This window comes from Blastococcus sp. TF02A-26 (assembly GCF_003319125.1).
Lineage (GTDB): Bacteria > Actinomycetota > Actinomycetes > Mycobacteriales > Geodermatophilaceae > Trujillonella.
In genome coordinates this window covers 14,358-31,551 of the sequence record NZ_QOHG01000024.1, presented here as the reverse complement: position 1 = coordinate 31,551, position 17,194 = coordinate 14,358, and the positions used below count along the sequence as shown (strand labels likewise).

Below are 17,194 nucleotides of genomic sequence, written 5' to 3'. Positions count from 1 at the left end.
TGCCTAAGTCGAGTGCCCCCGCTAGAACTGGTGCCCATGTCGATCACCACCCGCGCGCGGGGCGTCGTCCTCGCGGGCCTGTCGCTCTCGCTGGTCCTCTCCGGCTGCAGCTCCGACGACGACAACGACGGCGACTCCGCCGGTTCGTCGTCCTCCGAGGGCTCGTCGGCCTTCCCCGTCACGATCGAGCACGCCTACGGCGAGACCGAGATCCCCGAGGAGCCGACCCGCGTCGTGTCGCTCGGCTACACCGAGCAGGACGCGATCCTGGCCTTCGGCGTCGTGCCGGTCGCGGTCCGCTACGCCTTCGGTCCCGAGGACGACGTCTTCTTCCCGTGGGCCGACGAGGCGGCCGGCGACGCGGAGCCGGAGATCCTCGACCGCACCGAGGTCAGCGCCGAGCAGATCGCCGCGCTGGACCCGGACCTGATCATGGCCGTCACCGCGGGACTGACCGAGGCGGAGTACGACACGCTCAGCGGGATCGCGCCGGTCGTCGTCCAGCCGGAGGAGTACCCGGCGTTCGGCACCCCGTGGCAGGACCAGACGCTCATCACCGGGCGCGCCCTGGGCCAGGAGGAGCGGGCCGAGGAGCTGGTGGCCGAGGTCGAGGCGCAGTTCGAGGAGGCCCGCGCCGCCCACCCCGAGCTCGAGGGCAAGACCGTGACGCTGTCGGGCGTGGCGTACGAGGGCGAGTACCCGTTCCACTCCTCGACCGACACCCGCACCCAGTTCTTCCTCGACTTCGGCATGGTCGTCGCGCCGCAGCTCGACGAGATCGCCGGTGACGAGTTCTACGGCACGGTCAGCCAGGAGCAGGCGGACCTGCTCGATGCCGACGTGCTGCTGTGGCAGTCCGGCTCGGACGAGGAGCGGGCGCAGATCGAGGGCGACCCGATCCTGAACTCCATCCCCGCGGTGGCCGAGGGCCGCGCCCTGTTCGTCGAGGGCTCGGACTACGACGCGCTGCAGTTCGCCAGCGCGCTGAGCCTGCCGTACCTGCTGGAGAGCCTGGTCCCGAAGATCTCGGAGATCGTGACGGCCTCGGCCAGCTGAGGGACCCCTGGACGCCGGCGGGCGCCGTTCCCCTCGGGGAGCGGCGCCCGCTGCGTCCTCAGCCGACGACGACGCCCTCCGGCGGCGCCTGCACCGGGTTCACGAACCAGATGCTCTCCTCGTACAGGTGCCGGGACCGCCAGCCGTCGGGCGTCCGGACCATGTCGTGGTGGTAGTAGCCGCCGGTGTGGGTGAAGCCCTCGACGCCCGGGATCTGCATCGGGTTGTAGAAGTCGGCGATCACCTTCGCGGTGTCCCCGTCGAGATGGACCTCGACGTTGGTCACGTGGTGCTGGGTGAACGGGAACGTGGAGAACGCGCTCGACAGCATCTCGACCATCTCGTCGCGCGGGAGCTTCGGCGCCCCGGCGGAGGTGTAGTCGATGACGGCGTCGTCGGTGAACACGCTGCGGTACATCTCCCAGTCGCCGCGGTCGATGCCGTGGCAGTAGCGGGTCAGCACGTCGCGGATCTCGATGCGGTCGGCGAGGGTCTGCAGGTCCACGGGTCCTCCGTCGGGTCCAGGATGTGACGCGGACCATAGAGGCGGGGAGCGCCGCTCAGGTGCCGGGAGCGGTCCCGGACGGGCCGGCCTCGCCGCTCCGCGGGTCGGGAACGCCGCGCGCCCGCGGCCGGGGCACAGTCGCGGCCCCCCGGCGGATCAGCGGACCGCTGCGGTCCCGCGTCCGCGCCTCCTCCGCGAGCTGTCGGGCGGCGACCACCGACGCCGGCTCGGACCCGGTCACTCCCACTCGACGCTCCCCATGGGTGCGGTCTCGGCCAGCACCGCCCCGTCGGTGGTGAGCGTCTGCACCGTGGCCAGGCCGTCGACCGGCTCGCCGACCACCACGCCGTCGCGCAGCACGTAGGAGCCGAGCACCTCGCCGTCGGCGTCCAGCAGCCGCGCCGTGGCCGCGGACGGGGGAGCGACGACGACCAGGCTCGGCCGCCCCGGTGTCTCACCCTCCGCGAACGGCAGCGAGCAGCTCAGCACGTAGGTCCGCTCCAGTAGCGGCGGACCGGCGGGGCGCAGCTCGGAGCCGCACCCGGCTGCGCCGCCGCTGCCGTCCGGGGACGTGAGACTCGCCGTGGCCTCCAGGTACACCGCCCCCGACGGGAGCGTCACGGCGAGGAGGAGGACCTCGGCGAGGCGCTCGTCGGGGGAGGGCACCGCACCGGCCCAGACGACGGCGAAGCGCACCTGGTCCGGCCGCAGCCCGAGGGTCCACAGCACCTGCTGCGCGCGCAGGGGAGCCGTTCCGGAACCGGCTGTCGCCTCCGGCTCTCCGCGCAGCCACTCGACATCGGGGTCGTCGAGCATGCTCGAGGCACCGACGTTGTCGGGCCCGGAGACCAGGACCTCCGTGCCGTCGCGGACCACGCGGTAGCGGAGCGCGGCATCGGGGAATCCGCTGCCCTCGCCGAGGGCGACGACCGCCACGCCGTCGACCGTCTCCGCCGGTTCCCAGGCACGGCTGACCGTCGCGTCGGCGGCGACGTCGGGTCGGCGGGAGAACTCGACGGTGTCCCCCGGGGCGGCGATCACCACCAGCGCGCCGGTCGTGGTGCTGGTGTACGCGACCGGCCGGGTGACATCGACGCCGCGCGGCACGGAGGCGGGGACCATCCGTGCCGCGTCGGCGCCGGGGGGACCGGTGAACCAGAGCATCGCCGTCCCGCTCAGCGCGCCGAGGTCGGTCTGGAGCTCCGGATCGGCGGCGTCGCCCTGGGGCCGGGCGGTGTTCTCGCCGACGACGAGCGCCCAGCGACCACCGGCCACGTCCCCGGCCCAGACCACCCGCCGGGTCTCCAGCGGCGGCTCGGGCATGCCGCCGCCGCTGAGCCCGGGCCCCAGCCACGGCTTCTGCCGCAGCGCCTCGACGAACGCGGCGTCCCCGGCCAGCGAGCCGCGGGTCGGTCCGGCGAGGACGTCCACCCCGGCGGGGACCTCGGCCGGGACCGGGGTGGCCGGACCGGCCGGCACGTCCGTGGGGCCCGACAGGACGGCGGGGACGGCGACCACGAGGGCGGCGACACCGGCGACGAGCGCGGTCACACCCACCCGCTGCCGGCGCCGCGAGCGTGACACCGCCGCGATCCGGGACGCGAGGAAGGGGTCCTCCGGCGGAGCGGTGGCCTCGGCGATGCGGTGCAGCCGGTCGCGCAGGTCGGTCTCGGTGATCACGAGCGCTCCTCGGGGGTGCCGGCGGTGGCAGCGGCGGGTTCGGGGGCGGCCAGCGCGGCGCGCAGGCGGGCGAGGCCGCGGCTGGTCTGGGTGTCGACGGCGCTGGCCGAGCAGCCCATCGCCTCGGCGGTCTGCTGGAGGGAGAGGTCGGCGTAGTAGCGCAGGACGACGGCGGTGCGCATGCGCGGGGGCAGCGACCGCAGCGCCGCACGCAGCTCCTCGTCCGGGTCCCCGGGTCCGGCGGCCTCGTCGGCCCGGTCGGGGAACGTCTCCACCACCTGCTCGGTCGTGGACAGCCGCCGTCGCCAGCTGGTGTGGCTGGTGACCAGCACCCGGCGGACGTAGGCGGTCGGCGTCCCGGCCGCGGAGATCCGCGGCCAGTGCCGGTAGGCCTTGATGAGCGCGGTCTGCAGCAGGTCCTCCGCGTGTCCGCGGTCGCCGGCCAGGAGGACGGCGAGGCGCAGCAGGGCCGGCTGCTCCCGGGACACGAAGTCCGCGAACGCCCCGTCGTCGTCCTCGCGCACCCCGTCCCCTCCCGCCGGTCCTGCCCTCTACACGCGGCAGGAGCCCCCGGGACCCCACAGCAACGGGGTCACGATCGGGTCACGCTGAGCACTTCGCGCGCGAAGGGCTCACGAGCGGGGGAGGTCCAGGTCGGCCAGCGCGGCGGTGACCGCCTCCTCGCGGACGAAGTCCAGCCCGAGCAGCCGGTGCAGCAGCACGCCGCGGCGGGTGAGTCGCAGGTCGGCCATCCGCAGCCGGGGGAGCGCGGCCCCACCCGGCCGGGCGGTCATCGGCGGCGGGTCCAGCAGGCCGCGGCGCTGCAGGTCGGCCACGTCCTCGAGCGCGCCCCACGCCGTCCACCCGCGGGGGTCGACGGGCAGGGGGTTCATGGGCAGCGGCGTCCGGTCCCGGCGGCCGACCGCGGCGAGGACGACGAGCTGCCGGCCGGTGAGCTCGCCGGCCAGCCGCAGCGCACGGTGCACGACGCCGGCGTCGAGGTCGGCGGAGACGGCCGCCTCGGCCAGCAGGTAGCCCAGGTGCCGGACCCGCCACTCCTCGGGCGTCAGCCGGGCGGCGAGGACGGCGGCCTCGGCCAGCTCGTCGGCCGGGGCGCGGCCACCCACGTCGGGGGTGAGGAACCCGTCCGAGCGCACCGGCCGCCCCTGCGACGCGCGGGTCACGGTCAGCTCCACCGCGAACGCCAGCGCCGCGCCGGCCCGCACCCGCTCGCGCGGCACCGGGAGCACCGCGTGGGCGGCGGCGACCCGGCGCAGGCAGGCGGCCAGCCGCTCGTCGACGGTCACCCGCGTCGCGCCGGGGTCGAACAGGATCGCCGCGGCCGACCGGCTCATCGACCCGGCCACCGCCTCCCCGGTCTCGACGAGGGTCCGGCCCGAGGGCGCCGCGTCGGTGGCGGAGCCGTCCACGATGTCGGTCACGCCGTGATCATCCAGGGACGGTGCAGGCCGCGCACCGGCTCGGGCGCCGGCCTCACCACCGCGGGGCAGCCTCACGGTCGCCGTCGGCCCCCGGTGAGGGAAACGGAACACGAGTTCCCCCGGGCGGCAACGGCCGGGGAACCCGGCCCCGTCACCGTTCCGGCCATGGCTGCCCCCACCCGTTCCACCGATGCCCTCCCCGCACCTCCCACCGCGCCGCCGCCACCGCGCGGCGGCCGGTGGATCGAGGACTGGCGCCCCGAGGACCCGCAGTTCTGGGAGGCCACCGGCAAGCGGGTCGCCCGCCGCAACCTCTTCTTCTCCGTCTTCTCCGAGCACATCGGCTTCTCGATCTGGAGCCTGTGGTCGGTGCTGGTGCTCTTCCTGCCCGAGCCGGTCTTCGGCATCGACCCGGCCGGGAAGTTCCTGCTGACCACCCTGCCGACCGCGCTCGGTGCCTTCGTGCGGCTGCCCTACACCTTCGCCGTCGCGAAGTTCGGCGGGCGCAACTGGACGATCGTGTCCGCGGCCCTCCTGCTGGTCCCCACCATCGCCACGGCGATCGTGCTCGAGCCCGGCGTCGACTACTCCACGCTGCTGCTCGTCAGCTGCCTGGCCGGCGTCGGCGGCGGCAACTTCGCCAGCTCGATGGCCAACATCAACGCCTTCTACCCCGACCGGCTCAAGGGCTGGGCACTCGGCCTCAACGCCGGCGGCGGCAACCTCGGCGTCCCGGTGATCCAGCTGATCGGACTGCTGGTGCTCGCCACCGCGGGCGCCGAGCACCCGCGGATCATCCTGTTCGTCTACATCCCGCTGATCATCGCGGCCGCCGTCGGTGCCGCGCTGGTCATGGACAACCTGACCACCGCGCGCAACCAGCCGCGGGCGATGCGCGAGGCCACCCGCGAGCCGCACACCTGGATCATGTCGTTCCTCTACATCGGCACCTTCGGCTCGTTCATCGGCTTCGGGTTCGCCTTCGGCCAGGTGCTGCAGAACCAGTTCGCGGTCGACTTCGACACCCCGCTCAAGGCGGCCTACCTGACCTGGCTCGGGCCGCTGCTGGGCAGCCTCATCCGGCCGATCGGCGGCTCGCTGGCCGACCGCTTCGGCGGCGCGCGGATCACGTTCTACAACTTCGTCGCGATGGCGGTCGGCGCCTCGGTCGTGCTGACCGCCAGCCTCCGGGAGTCGCTGCCGCTCTTCGTGCTCGGCTTCGTCCTGCTCTTCGTGTTCAGCGGCATCGGCAACGGCTCGACCTACAAGATGATCCCGGCGATCTTCCGCACCCAGGCGCAGCTGACGGTCGCGGCCGGCGGGGACAGCGCTGCGGCCGACCGCCGGGCGCTGCGGATGTCCGGGGCGCTGATCGGCATCGCCGGCGCGGTGGGCGCCTTCGGCGGGGTGCTGGTGAACCTGGCCTTCCGCCAGTCGTTCCTCTCGACCGGCAGCGGCGACGGCGCCTACATCGCGTTCATCGCCTTCTACGCCGTCTGCGTGGCGGTGACCTGGGCGGTCTACCTGCGCAAGGGCGCGCCCATGACCGGCGTCTGATCGGAGTCGCTGGGTGGCGGAAACCGTCACCCAGCGACTCCGCTCGGGCCAGGATGAGCACATGGCGATCGAGGTGCGACCGGCCACCGACTTCGACGACGTCGCGACGATGGTCGGCCCCAAGCGGCCGGACGCGAACGTCTGCTGGTGCCTGAGCTACCGCATCCCCTCCAAGGAGAACCTCGCCCTCACCGGGCCCGCGCGGGGGGAGCGGGTGCGGCAGCTCGTCGCCGAGGACCCGCCGCCCGGCGTGCTCGCGTACGACGGTGACGAAGTCGTCGGCTGGGCCGCGGTGCACCCGAGGACCGACACCTCCTTCGCCCGCAACCGGAAGATCCCGCACGTCGACGACCTGGACGTGTGGTCGCTGTGGTGCGTGCGGGTCCGCCCCGGCCACCGAGGCAGGGGGCTGGCGCACGCCCTGGTCGAGGGTGCGGTCGCGTTCGCGCGGTCGAACGGAGCGCCGGCGGTCGAGGCGTATCCCGTCGACAACGACGGCGCCAAGGTCGACCTCACGATGGCCTACGTCGGCACGCGGCGGCTGTTCGAACGGGCCGGCTTCGTGAAGGCCGCGGACACCGACTCGGTGATCAACGGCTTCCCCCGCATCCTGATGCGGCTGGACCTCAGACCGGGAGGCGGTAGCCGCGCTTGACGACGGTCTCGACCACGCCGCGGCCCAGGGCCGCCCGCAGCCGGGTCACGGCCATCTCCACCGCGTGCTCGTCCCCGCCGCCGGGCAGGCACCCGACCAGCTCCGGCCGGGCGACGACGGCGCCGGGACGGCGGGCGAGGGCGCGCAGCACCCCGATCGGCCCCGGTGGGAGCTCCACCAGCCGGCCGTCGACCACCGCCGCGGTGCCGCGCACCTGCAGGGTCGAGCCGCTCAGCTGCAGCACCGGGTCGCGTTCGGGGAGCCGCGCCACCACCTCGCGGGCCAGGGCGCCGAGGCGGGCGCGTTCGGGCTGACGCGTCGGGATGCCGGCGGCCTCCAGCGGGCCCGCGGTCACCGCGCCGACGGCGACGGCCATCACCCGGTCGCGCATCGCGGCCACGAGGTCCGCGCCGCTCCCGAGCTCCTCGGCGACCTGCAGGAGGCTGGCGGCGGCCGGCGCGCTGGTGAAGGTCACGGCGTCCACCTGGCCGGCCACGATCGAGCCGACGAGCCGGCGCACCGGGGCGACGTCCTCCGGGAGCACCCAGCGGTAGACCGGGACGGTGAGCACCTCGGCGCCGGTGCGGCGCAGCCCGGCGACCAGGTCCGGCAGCGGGTCGCCGTGCAGCTGGACGGCGATCCGCCGGCCCTCCAGCGGCCCCTCCGCCCCGGACAGCAGGTGGTCGAGCACCTCGGCCGAGGACTCCGACTCCGGCGACCACGCGTCCACCAGGCCGGCCCCCCGGATCGCGCCGCGCGCCTTGGGACCGCGGGCCAGCACCCGCGCCGGGCGCAGGTGCTCGACCAGCGGGAGGTCCCAGGCGTCCGCCGCCTCGAGCCAGCCGCGGAAACCGACGCCGGTGGTCGCCACGACCAGGTCGACCGGTGCGGTCAGCACCTGCTTGGTGGCGGCCACGAGCTCGGTGTCGTCGGCCAGCGGCACGATCCGGATCGCCGGGGCGTAGACGACGCGGGCGCCGCGGCGGTCCAGCAGCGCCCCGAGCTCCTCCTTGCGGCGGGCAGCGGTGACCGCGACGGTGTAGCCGGCCAGCGGCAGGACGCCGTCCGGTCCGTCCTCGGTCTCGGTCACGTGCGCCCCCTCGGTGCTGTTGCCGGTCATCGTGGGGTACCCGCGTTGCGGGCGTGTGTCCCCGTGCCGGCCGCGGCGCGTGGCCCCGGTCACGTACCCATCCCCGGCGGTGTCAGCGGACGGCGGCGGTCCAGGTGGCCACGGCGCCGCCGCTGCCGACCACCAGGCCGCGACTGGCCAGCAGCCGCAGGTGGGCGACGGTCTCGGTGACGGCGAACATCCGCATCGAGTTCGCGTACTGGTCCCAGGGCCGGGACCAGGTGAGGTGGCCGGCCAGCTGCCAGGGCGTGCTGTGCGGGTGGCTGCGGATGGCGTCCAGCAGCTCGGCCAGCCGCTGCTCGTGGTGCTCGGTGAGCTCGCGGGTGCGCAGGCCCAGGCCGCGGAAGCGCCACTCGTGGGCGGGCAGCACCTCCACCGGCTCCTCGCGGTCGGCGACCGACGCCAGCGACGCCAGGTAGTCGCGCAGCGGGTCGTCGTCGGAGCGCTGGTTCGCGGAGATGTTCGGGCTGATCCGCGGGAGGACGTGGTCCCCGGCGAGGAACAGCCCCGTGCGCTCCTCCGCGAAGCACAGGTGGCCCGGCGTGTGCCCCGGCGTGTGGACGGCGCGCAGGGACCAGCCGGGGAAGTCGGCCGGGTCGCCGTCCTCGAGGAGCCGGTCGGGCACCGCCTGCCGCCGCAGCCCCGCCAGCCGCTCGGGGGTGGGCGCATCTGAGGCCGCGGTCTCCGGATCGGCGCCCAGCGACACCATGAAGGCCGTCTGCTCGCGGATGAACTGCTCGACGTCGACGTCGGTCATGCCGCGGACGATGGCGGCGTCGGCCGGGTGCATCGCGACCCAGGCGCCGGAGGCGTCCCGGACCCGCCCGGACAGGCCGTTGTGGTCGCCGTGCATGTGGGTGACCAGCACCCCGCGGACGTCCGTGACGTCGCCGCCGATGGCGGTGAGGCCGGCGCGGAGGGAGTCCCAGGCGTCGTCGGAGTTCCACCCCGTGTCGACCATCCCGAGACCACCGCCGGCGAGGGCGAACACGTACGCGGTGACGTAGCGCAGCGGGTTGTCCGGCATCGGGACCGGGATCGACCACAGGTCCTCGCGCAGCTGCTCCACCGGAGGGACCTCGCGGGCCAGCCACGCCTCGCGCTGGGCCCGCCCGGTGATCTCGACGTCGCTGTCCACGTCCGCACCATGCCAGCCGGGCGGCTGGGATGATCGGAGCGTGTCCGTGACAGAAGCCCCTGCCCGCGTCTCCGCCGTGCCCCGCCGGCTGCGCCTGGTGTGCGCCCTCGCCGCGGCCGTCGTGGTCGCCGCGATGGTCGTCGTGGGCGTGACGCTGCCCGACTCCTCGGTCGGCGTCGTGGAGTTCGGCTGGGTCGACCAGGTCGCGATGATCGGCATCGGCATCTGCCTCGGCGCCGGCATCCTGACCCTGGGCCGCTCGCGGGTCGACGCCGACGCCTCCGGGGTCGCGGTCCGCAACCTGTTCGTCCGGCACGTGTACCCGTGGGCGGCGGTCAGGGCGGTGCGCTTCGACCGGCACTCGTCCTGGGCGAGCCTGCTCCTGACCAACGGCGACGAGGTGTCGGTGCTGGCCGTGCAGGCCACCGACCGGGAGCACGCCGTCCGCGCCGTCGACGGCCTGCGCGCCCTGCTCGCCCAGGCCAAGGCCGCCGAGCCGGCCCGCCCGCCGCTCCTCTACGAGGACTAGCCGCCCCGGGAATGTGCTGCTGCGCCCGGACGCTGTAGAGTGGGCGTGCCTCCCCCCGCTACATCGAGGCGCGTGAACCACCCAGCGGCCCCGCCCCGGGCCGCTGACCAAGAGGAGCCCGCTCCCACCTGACGCCCCCCGGGCGCCCAGGTCCCCGGTTCGCAGGCACCGGCTCCGGCCGGCGCCCGCGACGCGCACCACCCCCGGGTGTGTGCGCCACCGGCCAGTGGGCCCCGCCGAGCTGACGCTCGCGGGGCCTTCTGTCTGCCGGCGTCCGGTGCGGCGAGCGAGCCCTCCCCATGCAGAAGCAGAGGAGAGGCCATCACCGAGCCCCGCATCAACGACCGCATCCGCGTCCCCGAGGTCCGCCTGGTCGGTCCCGAGGGCGAGCAGGTCGGCATCGTGTCGATCGGCGAAGCGCTGCGCCTGGCCCAGGACTCCGAGCTCGACCTCGTCGAGGTCGCGCCCATGGCCCGGCCGCCCGTCGCCAAGCTCATGGACTACGGGAAGTTCAAGTACGAGGCCGCCCAGAAGGCGCGTGAGTCCCGGCGCAACCAGGCGCTCACCGTCATCAAGGAGATGCGGCTCCGTCTCAAGATCGACCCGCACGACTACGAGACGAAGAAGGGCCACGTCGAGCGCTTCCTCAAGGGCGGCGACAAGGTCAAGATCACCGTGATGTTCCGCGGCCGCGAGCAGTCGCGCCCGGAGATGGGGTACCGCCTGCTGCAGCGGCTGGCCGCCGACGTGTCCGAACTGGGCGTCGTCGAGTCCAACCCGAAGCAGGACGGCCGCAACATGGTCATGGTGATCGCCCCGCACCGGAACGCGCAGGCGCTCCAGCAGGCCGCGCAGTCCGCCAAGGGCCGCGAGGCCAAGGCCGAGCAGGGCAAGCAGCAGGAGACGGAGCAGGCGCCCACCGCCTGAGCCCCCTGTCCCGCCCCGCAGGACCGCACCACCGAGACCACCGGGAGCGTGCGGCAGCCATGCGCTGCCGCACGCCTCCGCACGACGACGAACCGAGACAGGCGAGGAACATGCCGAAGCAGAAGACCCACAAGGGCACGGCCAAGCGGGTGCGCGTCACCGGCACCGGCAAGCTCATGCGCGAGCAGGCCAACAACCAGCACAAGTTCGAGCACAAGTCGGGTCAGCGTCGCCGCCGCCTCGACCAGGACCAGGTCATCTCGCCGTCCGACGCGAAGAACCTCAAGAAGCTGCTCGGCATCTGACCGCCGTCCCGTAACGAACAGACAGGAGCTCTCACGTGGCACGCGTGAAGCGGGCGGTCAACGCCCAGAAGAAGCGCCGCACGACCCTCGAGGCGGCCAGTGGCTACCGGGGTCAGCGGTCCCGGCTGTACCGCAAGGCCAAGGAGCAGATCCTCCACTCGGCCACCTACAACTACCGCGACCGCAAGGTGCGCAAGGGTGACTTCCGCAAGCTGTGGATCACCCGCATCAACGCCGCGGCGCGGCAGAACGACATGACCTACAACCGGTTCATGCAGGGCCTCAAGCTGGCCGGCATCGAGCTCGACCGCCGCGTGCTGGCCGAGCTGGCCGTCAGCGAGCCGGCTGCCTTCACCGCGCTCGTGGAGTCCGCCCGGGCCGCGCTCGCCGCGAACCCCGAGGCGACCGGCGCCCAGGCCGCCTGAGCACCACCCCGTCGACGCCGTCGGTGCCGGTCCGCAGGGACCGGTGCCGGCGGCGTCGCCGTCTGTCCGGAGGTCCCGTGACGCCGAGGGAGGAGGAGCCATGATTGAGCTGCTGACCGAGCGGTCGGCGCGCATCGTCGCCGCGCGCAAGCTCACCCGCCGCGCCGGCCGGGACGCCGCGGGGCTGTTCCTCGCCGAGGGCCGCCAGGCGGTGTCCGAGGCGCTGGCCACCGCGCCGGACGACGTCCGGGAGGTCTTCGCCACCGAGGCGGCCGCCGCGACGGCCCGGGACCTGCTGGCCGGGACCGCCGTCCCGGTGCGGCTGGTCACCGACAAGGCCGCGGCCGGACTCTCCGAGACGGTGACGCCCCAGGGGCTCGTGGCCGTGTGCGCGCTGCGCGACGTCCCGGCCGCACGGCTGGCCGAGGCGCCGCCGCGGCTGTCGGTGGCGCTCGCCGGCCTGAACGACCCCGGCAACGCCGGCACCGTGCTGCGCACCGCCGACGCCTGCGGCGCGGAGGCGGTCGTCTTCGGCGCCGGTTCCGCCGACCCCTACGGCGGCAAGGCGGTGCGGTCCAGCGCCGGGAGCCTGTTCCACGTCGACGTCGTCCGCGGGGCCCCACTGGAGGAGCTGCTGCCCGCCGTCCGCGCCGCCGGGGTGACCGTGCTCGCCGCCGACGGCGGGGGCGAGGCGTCGCTGGACACGGTGGGGGAGACCCTCGCCGGGCCGGTGCTCTGGCTGTTCGGCAACGAGGCCCGCGGGGTGCCCGACGAGCTGGCCGCGCTGGCCGACACCCGGGTGCGGATCCCCATGCGCGGGCGGGCGGAGAGCCTCAACCTCGCCGCGGCCGCCGCGATCTGCCTCTACGCCACCCAGCTCGCCCAAGGCTGAGCGGAGTCGCTCGAGTGCGGAGACCGCACTCGAGCGACTCCGCTCACACGAGGCCGGCGCGCTTCCAGAGCAGCTCGGTCGGGCCGCCGATGAGCCCCACCTCGCGCAGGAAGGACACCAGGCCGGCCGACGCGTCCCGCAGCTTGGCCTTGTAGTGCTCGTTGGCCCGCGCCGCCGCCTTGGCCTCCGCCGGGTCCAGCCCGACCGAGGCGTACACCTCCGGCTGCACGAGGTTGTCGGCGACGATCGCGGCGACCCCGGCGACGAGGGTGCGGTGCCGGCGCAGGTTCCACTTCGACAGGTGCGGGGTGCGGCGGGCGATCTCGTCGCGGGCGAAGCGCATGTGCCGCGCCTCCTCCACGACGTGGATCTGGCTGGTCCGCCGGGTCAGCGGCTGCACCCGCTCGTCGCGCATCAGGTCGCGCTGGAAGATGTCGAGGATCTCCTCGGCCACCAGGATCGCGGCGTAGGCGGCCGGCCCGGAGCCCCGCGCGGCGAAGGCCTTGCCGAGCTTCAGGATCGCCGGCGGCGGCTGGTAGGACGGCGCCCCGAACGTCTGCGCCGTCCGGGCGAACATCACGGAGTGCCGGCACTCGTCGGCGATCTCGGTCAGGGCCCACTGGACGTGCGGCTGGGAGGGGTCGTCGCCGTAGACGTCCTTGAGCACGAGCTGCATGAGCAGGCACTCGAACCAGATGCCGACGCCGGAGATCGAGCAGTACTCGTGGATGGTCAGCGTGACCCGCTGCTGCTCGGTCAGGCCGTCCCACAGCGGCGTGCCGTACAGGGAGGACCACTCCGGCGAGAGACCGTAGAGGTCGTCGGGGATCGGCGCGTCCCAGTCGACGTCGACCGTGGGGTCGTAGGAGGTCTTCGCCGCCGAGCCGAGCAGCCGGGTGGAGAGCTCCTGGCGGTCGGTGGCGCGGGTGGGGGTCCGAACGGGGACGGTCGCGGTCATCGGGACGCTCCTCCGGGGGGTCGGGGTGAACCTGTGTCCGACGGTAGCTGTAACCGTGCGACACATGCAATGGGTGGGAGAGGATGTCGGCGTGTCGAAGACGGACGGGCGCAGCGCGCGCTGGACCGAGCACCGCCGCAGCCGCCGGGAGGACCTGGTCGGCGCGGCGCTGACCGCCCTGCGCACGGCCGGCCCGGACTTCTCCGTGGACGACGTCGCCCGGGCGGCCGGCGTCTCGAAGACGGTCATCTACCGGTACTTCAGCGACAAGGACGAGCTGATCGACGCCGTCCTCGAGCGGATCTCGGCCGAGGTGCTGCTGCCCCGGCTGCTCGGCGAGCTGGCGCTGGAGCGCGCCGACGACCGCGCCCGGCTGCACGCGGTCATCGCCGCCTTCGTCCGGCTGATCGAGGAGGAGCCGGCGCTCTACCGGTTCGCCTACGCCCAGGCCGGCCGCACCGGCCGCGCCGACCTGGTCGCAGCCACCGAGAACCAGGTCGCCCAGGCGCTGGGCATGCTCATGGCGGAGCGGCTGGCGGCGGCGGGCCGGCCGACGGGGGCCGCGATGACCTGGGCCTACGGCGTCGTCGGCATGGTCCAGCTGACCGCGCACTGGTGGTCGGGCAGCCGCACCGTCCCGGCCGCGGAGCTCGCCGAGCAGCTGGCCGACCTGGCCCACGGCGGGCTGGCCGCACTGCTGCCCCCGCTGCCGGACTGACCCAACCGGGCACTGTGGCGCTTCTGCCCCGGGCAGAAGCGCCACAGTGCCCGGAGGGTCAGCGCGCCACGGCCGCCTTGGCCTCGTACATCCGCAGGTCGGCCAGGTGCAGCAGCGAGGCGAAGTCGTCGCCGTCGTCCGGTGCGACCGCGATGCCGACGCTGACCCGCACGTCGACCGGGACACCGTGCATCTCCACCGGCCGGCAGATGGCAGCGGACAGCTCGTCGGCGATCCGCCGGGCCTCGCCCGCGGCGTCGTCGGCCGAGAGGTCGGGCAGCGCGACGAGGAACTCGTCGCCACCGAGCCGGGCCACGAGATCCCGGCGGCGCAGGCGTCGACGCAGGCGGGCGGCGACCTCCTGCAGCAGGACGTCACCGGCCGCGTGGCCCAGCCGGTCGTTGACCGCCTTGAAGCCGTCGAGGTCGAGGAACAGCAGCGCGAGGGCGTCGCCGCGGGCACGGGCGTCCCACAGCGCGGTCTCCACCTGCTCCTGCAGCCGGCGGCGGTTGGCCAGGCCGGTCAGCGGGTCGGTGGCGGCCAGCTCCTCGATGCGGGCGAGCGCGGCTCGGGTGCGGTCGCGCTCCTGCAGCAGCGCCCGCTCGGCCTCCACGCGCGCGGTGACGTCGACCTGGACGCCGATGTACTGGACGACGACACCCTCGGCGTCGCGGACCGGTGCCAGGTGCAGCTCGTTCCACCACGGGGTCCGCTCGGGCCCGCGGACGTTCAGCACCGTCTCCCGGCACTCCTCACCGGCGGCGACGGCGGCCCGGATGCGTGCGACCGCGGCCGGGTCGGTGTCCGGCCCCTGGAGGAAGCGGCAGTTGCGGCCCAGCAGCTGGTCGGCCGGCAGCCCGGCGAGCCGCTCGAACGCGGGGTTGACGTAGACCAGCGGCTGGTCGGGCAGCCGCATGTCGGCGACGGCGACCCCGCTCGGGGTGGCGCTGAGCGCCTCCAGCAGGAGCGCCTCGCCGGCCGGGACGCCGGCGGCGGCCACCCGCGCGACGGCCACGGCCGCCTCGGGGGTCACCGCGCGGGCGGCGACCGGGACCGGCGGTGCGACCCGCGGGGCGACCCGGGCGAGCAGCGACGACGCCGCCCGCACCACCGTGTCCCGCTCGTAGGTGAGCGCGTACTCGAACCGGCGCTCGGCGTCGGGGCCGTCGTCGCCGAGGTCGCGGGCCAGGAGGGCGGCGGAGAAGTGCGGGCTGAGCACGGCGAGGTCCCACTCGCCGCGCACCGCGTCGCCGTCGGCCAGGGTGGCGCCGCGCAGGCCCGGCAACGGCTCCTCGGGCAGGCCCTCGCCCAGGGCGCAGACGAACGCCGTCCGCTCCACCAGGTCGCGGTAGCGCTGGGTGGTCGAGGGCGTGAAGTGGCGGGCCTCCTGGAAGGTGGCGGCGACCACGCAGGTCTGCCCCATGCGCATGGCCTCGCGCTCGAGCTGCTTGGACAGCTCGATGAGCAGCGCCTTGGGCGCCTGGCGCAGCGGCGTGCCCTCGGGCAGGCAGGCGAAGGGGGAGACGGTCTCGTCGGCGACCGCGGAGTTCCCGCTGACCGGCAGCGTCAGCACGGCGGTCTCCCGGCCGGACACCGGTCCCGGCCCCGGGCGGCCGAAGTGCCAGCCCTGACCCAGGGTGGCGCCGAGGCCACGGGCCATGGCGAGGTGGTGCACGTCCTCGATGCCCTCGGCCAGGACGACCGCGCCGGTGCGCTCGGCGTAGGCGTTGACCGCGTTCATGATCTCCGCGACCTCGGGGCCGGGGCGCTCCTGCACCAGCCGCAGGTCGAGCTTCACCACGTCGGGGCGCAGCAACGGCATGAACGCCAGGGACATCGGCTCGGCGCCGACGTCGTCCACCGCCACGCCCCAGCCGACCGACCGGACCCGCTCGACGGTGCGCAGCAGCTCGGCCGGCCGGGTGGCCAGCGCACGCTCGGTGATCTCGAGGACGACGCGCAGGCCGCCGGGCGCGGCGTGCGCCAGGCCCAGCAGCGTCTCCACGGGCGCCCGGTCGAGGACCTCGGGCTCGACGTTGACGAACAGCGTCAGCGGAGCGGTCAGTCCCTGGGCCAGCGCGCCGCGCAGCGCCGCGGACCGGCAGGCCTCGTCCAGCTCGGCCAGCCGCCCGGCCGCGCGGGCGGCGGCGAAGAGGGCGTCGGGCCGCTCCAGTGGGCCCTGGGGTCCGCGGGCCAGCGCCTCGTAGGCGACGACCCGGCCGGTGTCGATCTCGACGATCGGCTGGAAGACGCTGCGGATCGCCGTGGTGGCGAGGACGGCGTCGAGGGCGGCTGCTGCTGACTGCTCCACGGAACCGCGATCGGCACCCGGGAGTTCCGGCTGCAGCCGGGTGGCGGGGTGCCCACCCGTGCGGGGGACACCGCTCAGCCGGGGACGGTGATCAGGACTACGGCCGCGGCCGCGGTGAGCAGCCCGACCACCTGCGCCCCGACCAGCCGCTCCCGCAGCACCGCCTGCGCCAGGACGACGGTGCTGACCGGGTACAGCGAGGCGAGGACGCCGGTGATCGCGAGCTGTCCCGGTGCCTGGGTCGCGAGCAGGAAGAGCGCGTTCGCGGCCATGTCGCCGATGCCCGAGACCACGATCAGGGGCAGCGCGGCGCGCGGCGGCCGCAGGGAGCGGCGGGCGGCACCGGCGATGAGCAGCACGAGACCGATGGAGGCCGCGCGGGCCGCGACGAGCGGGGTGAGGCCGGAGTCGTCTCCGGTGCGGTCCAGCAGCACGAAGAAGAGGCCGAACGCGGCGCCGGCCAGCAGTGCCGGGGCCAGGGCCGCCGGCCGCGCCGCCCGCAGGGCGCCCAGCCCCTCCTCGACGGACACCAGGGCGATGGCCACCAGGGCGAGCAGGATCCCGACGGTCGCCGCGATCCCGACCCGGTCACCGGTGGACACGCCGACCAGCACGGGGACGGCGGCGGCGGTGACCGCGGTCGTGGGGGCGACGACGCTCATCACCCCGCCGGCCAGGGTGCGGAAGAAGACCATCAGCCCGGTCGAGCCGGCCAGCCCGGCCGCGGCGCCCCACAGCAGCTGGGTGCCGGTGACCGGTCCGCCGAGCCAGGGGAGGAGGAGCAGGAGCGCGGCGAGGCCGGCGGCCTGGGAGAGCGCCACGACCGCGAAGACCGTGGCCCGCCGGCTGGCCAGCCCGCCGAGGAAGTCCGCGGCGCCGTAGACGACCGCCGACGTCAGCGCGAGGAGGACCGCCACGCGCCGAGTCTGCAGATCCCTCCGGCGATGGCGGCGGGCGGGTGGGAGAA

The 17,194-nt window shown here is 74.8% G+C and carries 18 protein-coding genes; 9 read left to right on the top strand and 9 right to left on the bottom strand.

The features are described from left to right. The first annotated feature begins 36 nt into the window (after nucleotides 1-36). Entirely contained in the window at nucleotides 37-1,056 is a 1,020-nt protein-coding gene (locus DQ240_RS20745) for an iron-siderophore ABC transporter substrate-binding protein (RefSeq protein WP_113841612.1), read from the top strand. Between the two features lie 58 nt (nucleotides 1,057-1,114). Here the strand turns inward: DQ240_RS20745 and DQ240_RS20740 are convergent, their stop codons facing one another. The 4 genes from DQ240_RS20740 to DQ240_RS20720 all read right to left on the bottom strand — a co-directional run bounded on the left by DQ240_RS20740 (nucleotide 1,115) and on the right by DQ240_RS20720 (nucleotide 4,683). Beyond that, the gene (locus DQ240_RS20740) at nucleotides 1,115-1,561 is read right to left on the bottom strand and encodes a nuclear transport factor 2 family protein (RefSeq protein WP_113841611.1); all 447 of its coding nucleotides are present in this window, start codon (nucleotides 1,559-1,561) and stop codon (nucleotides 1,115-1,117) included. 237 nt (nucleotides 1,562-1,798) lie between these two features. Then, a complete protein-coding gene (locus DQ240_RS23450) occupies nucleotides 1,799-3,241 on the bottom strand; it encodes a hypothetical protein (RefSeq protein WP_158548831.1) in 1,443 nt (480 codons plus the stop codon). After that, nucleotides 3,238-3,765, bottom strand: a complete 528-nt coding sequence (locus DQ240_RS20725; RefSeq protein WP_113841609.1) for a SigE family RNA polymerase sigma factor — start codon at nucleotides 3,763-3,765, stop codon at nucleotides 3,238-3,240. The genes DQ240_RS23450 and DQ240_RS20725 overlap by 4 nt, the downstream gene beginning before the upstream one ends. A 108-nt stretch (nucleotides 3,766-3,873) precedes the next feature. Further along, nucleotides 3,874-4,683: a hypothetical protein gene (locus DQ240_RS20720; protein WP_233498868.1), complete on the bottom strand. Its 810-nt coding sequence runs from the start codon at nucleotides 4,681-4,683 to the stop codon at nucleotides 3,874-3,876. A 165-nt stretch (nucleotides 4,684-4,848) separates the two neighbouring features. Between DQ240_RS20720 and DQ240_RS20715 the strand changes: the two genes are divergently transcribed. Next, nucleotides 4,849-6,240 (top strand): NarK/NasA family nitrate transporter, encoded by a 1,392-nt coding sequence (locus DQ240_RS20715; RefSeq protein WP_113841608.1) that lies wholly within the window; start codon nucleotides 4,849-4,851, stop codon nucleotides 6,238-6,240. Nucleotides 6,241-6,301: 61 nt separating this feature from the next. Then, entirely contained in the window at nucleotides 6,302-6,895 is a 594-nt protein-coding gene (locus DQ240_RS20710) for a GNAT family N-acetyltransferase (protein WP_113841607.1), read from the top strand. On the opposite strand, the gene DQ240_RS20705 is transcribed toward DQ240_RS20710, so the two are convergent. Then, on the bottom strand, nucleotides 6,867-7,985 hold the full coding sequence (locus DQ240_RS20705) for a uroporphyrinogen-III synthase (protein WP_233498867.1): 1,119 nt from the start codon (nucleotides 7,983-7,985) through the stop codon (nucleotides 6,867-6,869). The two genes, DQ240_RS20710 and DQ240_RS20705, sit on opposite strands and share 29 nt — an antisense overlap. A gap of 112 nt (nucleotides 7,986-8,097) precedes the next feature. Continuing rightward, nucleotides 8,098-9,162: an MBL fold metallo-hydrolase gene (locus DQ240_RS20700; RefSeq protein ID WP_199589437.1), complete on the bottom strand. Its 1,065-nt coding sequence runs from the start codon at nucleotides 9,160-9,162 to the stop codon at nucleotides 8,098-8,100. A 46-nt stretch (nucleotides 9,163-9,208) separates the two neighbouring features. Between DQ240_RS20700 and DQ240_RS20695 the strand changes: the two genes are divergently transcribed. The 5 genes from DQ240_RS20695 to DQ240_RS20675 all read left to right on the top strand — a co-directional run bounded on the left by DQ240_RS20695 (nucleotide 9,209) and on the right by DQ240_RS20675 (nucleotide 12,240). Then, a complete protein-coding gene (locus DQ240_RS20695) occupies nucleotides 9,209-9,691 on the top strand; it encodes a PH domain-containing protein (protein ID WP_233498866.1) in 483 nt (160 codons plus the stop codon). Nucleotides 9,692-9,955: 264 nt separating this feature from the next. Continuing rightward, nucleotides 9,956-10,618, top strand: a complete 663-nt coding sequence (gene infC, locus DQ240_RS20690) for a translation initiation factor IF-3 (RefSeq protein WP_113841637.1) — start codon at nucleotides 9,956-9,958, stop codon at nucleotides 10,616-10,618. A 110-nt stretch (nucleotides 10,619-10,728) separates the two neighbouring features. Then, a complete protein-coding gene (gene rpmI, locus DQ240_RS20685) occupies nucleotides 10,729-10,923 on the top strand; it encodes a 50S ribosomal protein L35 (protein ID WP_113841605.1) in 195 nt (64 codons plus the stop codon). A gap of 35 nt (nucleotides 10,924-10,958) precedes the next feature. Then, complete coding sequence (gene rplT / locus DQ240_RS20680) at nucleotides 10,959-11,348, top strand: 50S ribosomal protein L20 (RefSeq protein WP_113841604.1); 390 nt, start codon at nucleotides 10,959-10,961, stop codon at nucleotides 11,346-11,348. Between the two features lie 100 nt (nucleotides 11,349-11,448). Continuing rightward, nucleotides 11,449-12,240, top strand: coding sequence for an RNA methyltransferase (locus DQ240_RS20675; RefSeq protein ID WP_113841603.1), 792 nt, complete (start codon nucleotides 11,449-11,451; stop codon nucleotides 12,238-12,240). Nucleotides 12,241-12,283: 43 nt separating this feature from the next. Here the strand turns inward: DQ240_RS20675 and DQ240_RS20670 are convergent, their stop codons facing one another. Beyond that, complete coding sequence (locus DQ240_RS20670) at nucleotides 12,284-13,198, bottom strand: diiron oxygenase (RefSeq protein WP_113841602.1); 915 nt, start codon at nucleotides 13,196-13,198, stop codon at nucleotides 12,284-12,286. 91 nt (nucleotides 13,199-13,289) lie between these two features. On the opposite strand from DQ240_RS20670, the gene DQ240_RS20665 reads away from it, so the two are divergent. Next, the gene (locus tag DQ240_RS20665) at nucleotides 13,290-13,916 is read left to right on the top strand and encodes a TetR/AcrR family transcriptional regulator (RefSeq protein ID WP_158548829.1); all 627 of its coding nucleotides are present in this window, start codon (nucleotides 13,290-13,292) and stop codon (nucleotides 13,914-13,916) included. A gap of 58 nt (nucleotides 13,917-13,974) precedes the next feature. On the opposite strand, the gene DQ240_RS20660 is transcribed toward DQ240_RS20665, so the two are convergent. Both DQ240_RS20660 and DQ240_RS20655 read right to left on the bottom strand, forming a co-directional pair. Next, complete coding sequence (locus tag DQ240_RS20660) at nucleotides 13,975-16,227, bottom strand: diguanylate cyclase domain-containing protein (RefSeq protein WP_113841600.1); 2,253 nt, start codon at nucleotides 16,225-16,227, stop codon at nucleotides 13,975-13,977. 74 nt (nucleotides 16,228-16,301) lie between these two features. Further along, complete coding sequence (locus DQ240_RS20655; RefSeq protein ID WP_113841599.1) at nucleotides 16,302-17,144, bottom strand: EamA family transporter; 843 nt, start codon at nucleotides 17,142-17,144, stop codon at nucleotides 16,302-16,304. Nucleotides 17,145-17,194: the final 50 nt, after the last annotated feature.

Bases quoted from the DNA above. Each gene is read 5' to 3' on its own strand.
- DQ240_RS20745 (WP_113841612.1), top strand. From the start codon at position 37: ATGTCGATCACCACCCGCGCGCGGGGCGTCGTCCTCGCGGGCCTGTCG.
- DQ240_RS20715 (WP_113841608.1), top strand. From the start codon at position 4,849: ATGGCTGCCCCCACCCGTTCCACCGATGCCCTCCCCGCACCTCCCACC.
- DQ240_RS20710 (WP_113841607.1), top strand. From the start codon at position 6,302: ATGGCGATCGAGGTGCGACCGGCCACCGACTTCGACGACGTCGCGACG.
- rpmI (WP_113841605.1), top strand. From the start codon at position 10,729: ATGCCGAAGCAGAAGACCCACAAGGGCACGGCCAAGCGGGTGCGCGTC.
- DQ240_RS20675 (WP_113841603.1), top strand. From the start codon at position 11,449: ATGATTGAGCTGCTGACCGAGCGGTCGGCGCGCATCGTCGCCGCGCGC.
- DQ240_RS20670 (WP_113841602.1), bottom strand. From the start codon at position 13,198: ATGACCGCGACCGTCCCCGTTCGGACCCCCACCCGCGCCACCGACCGC.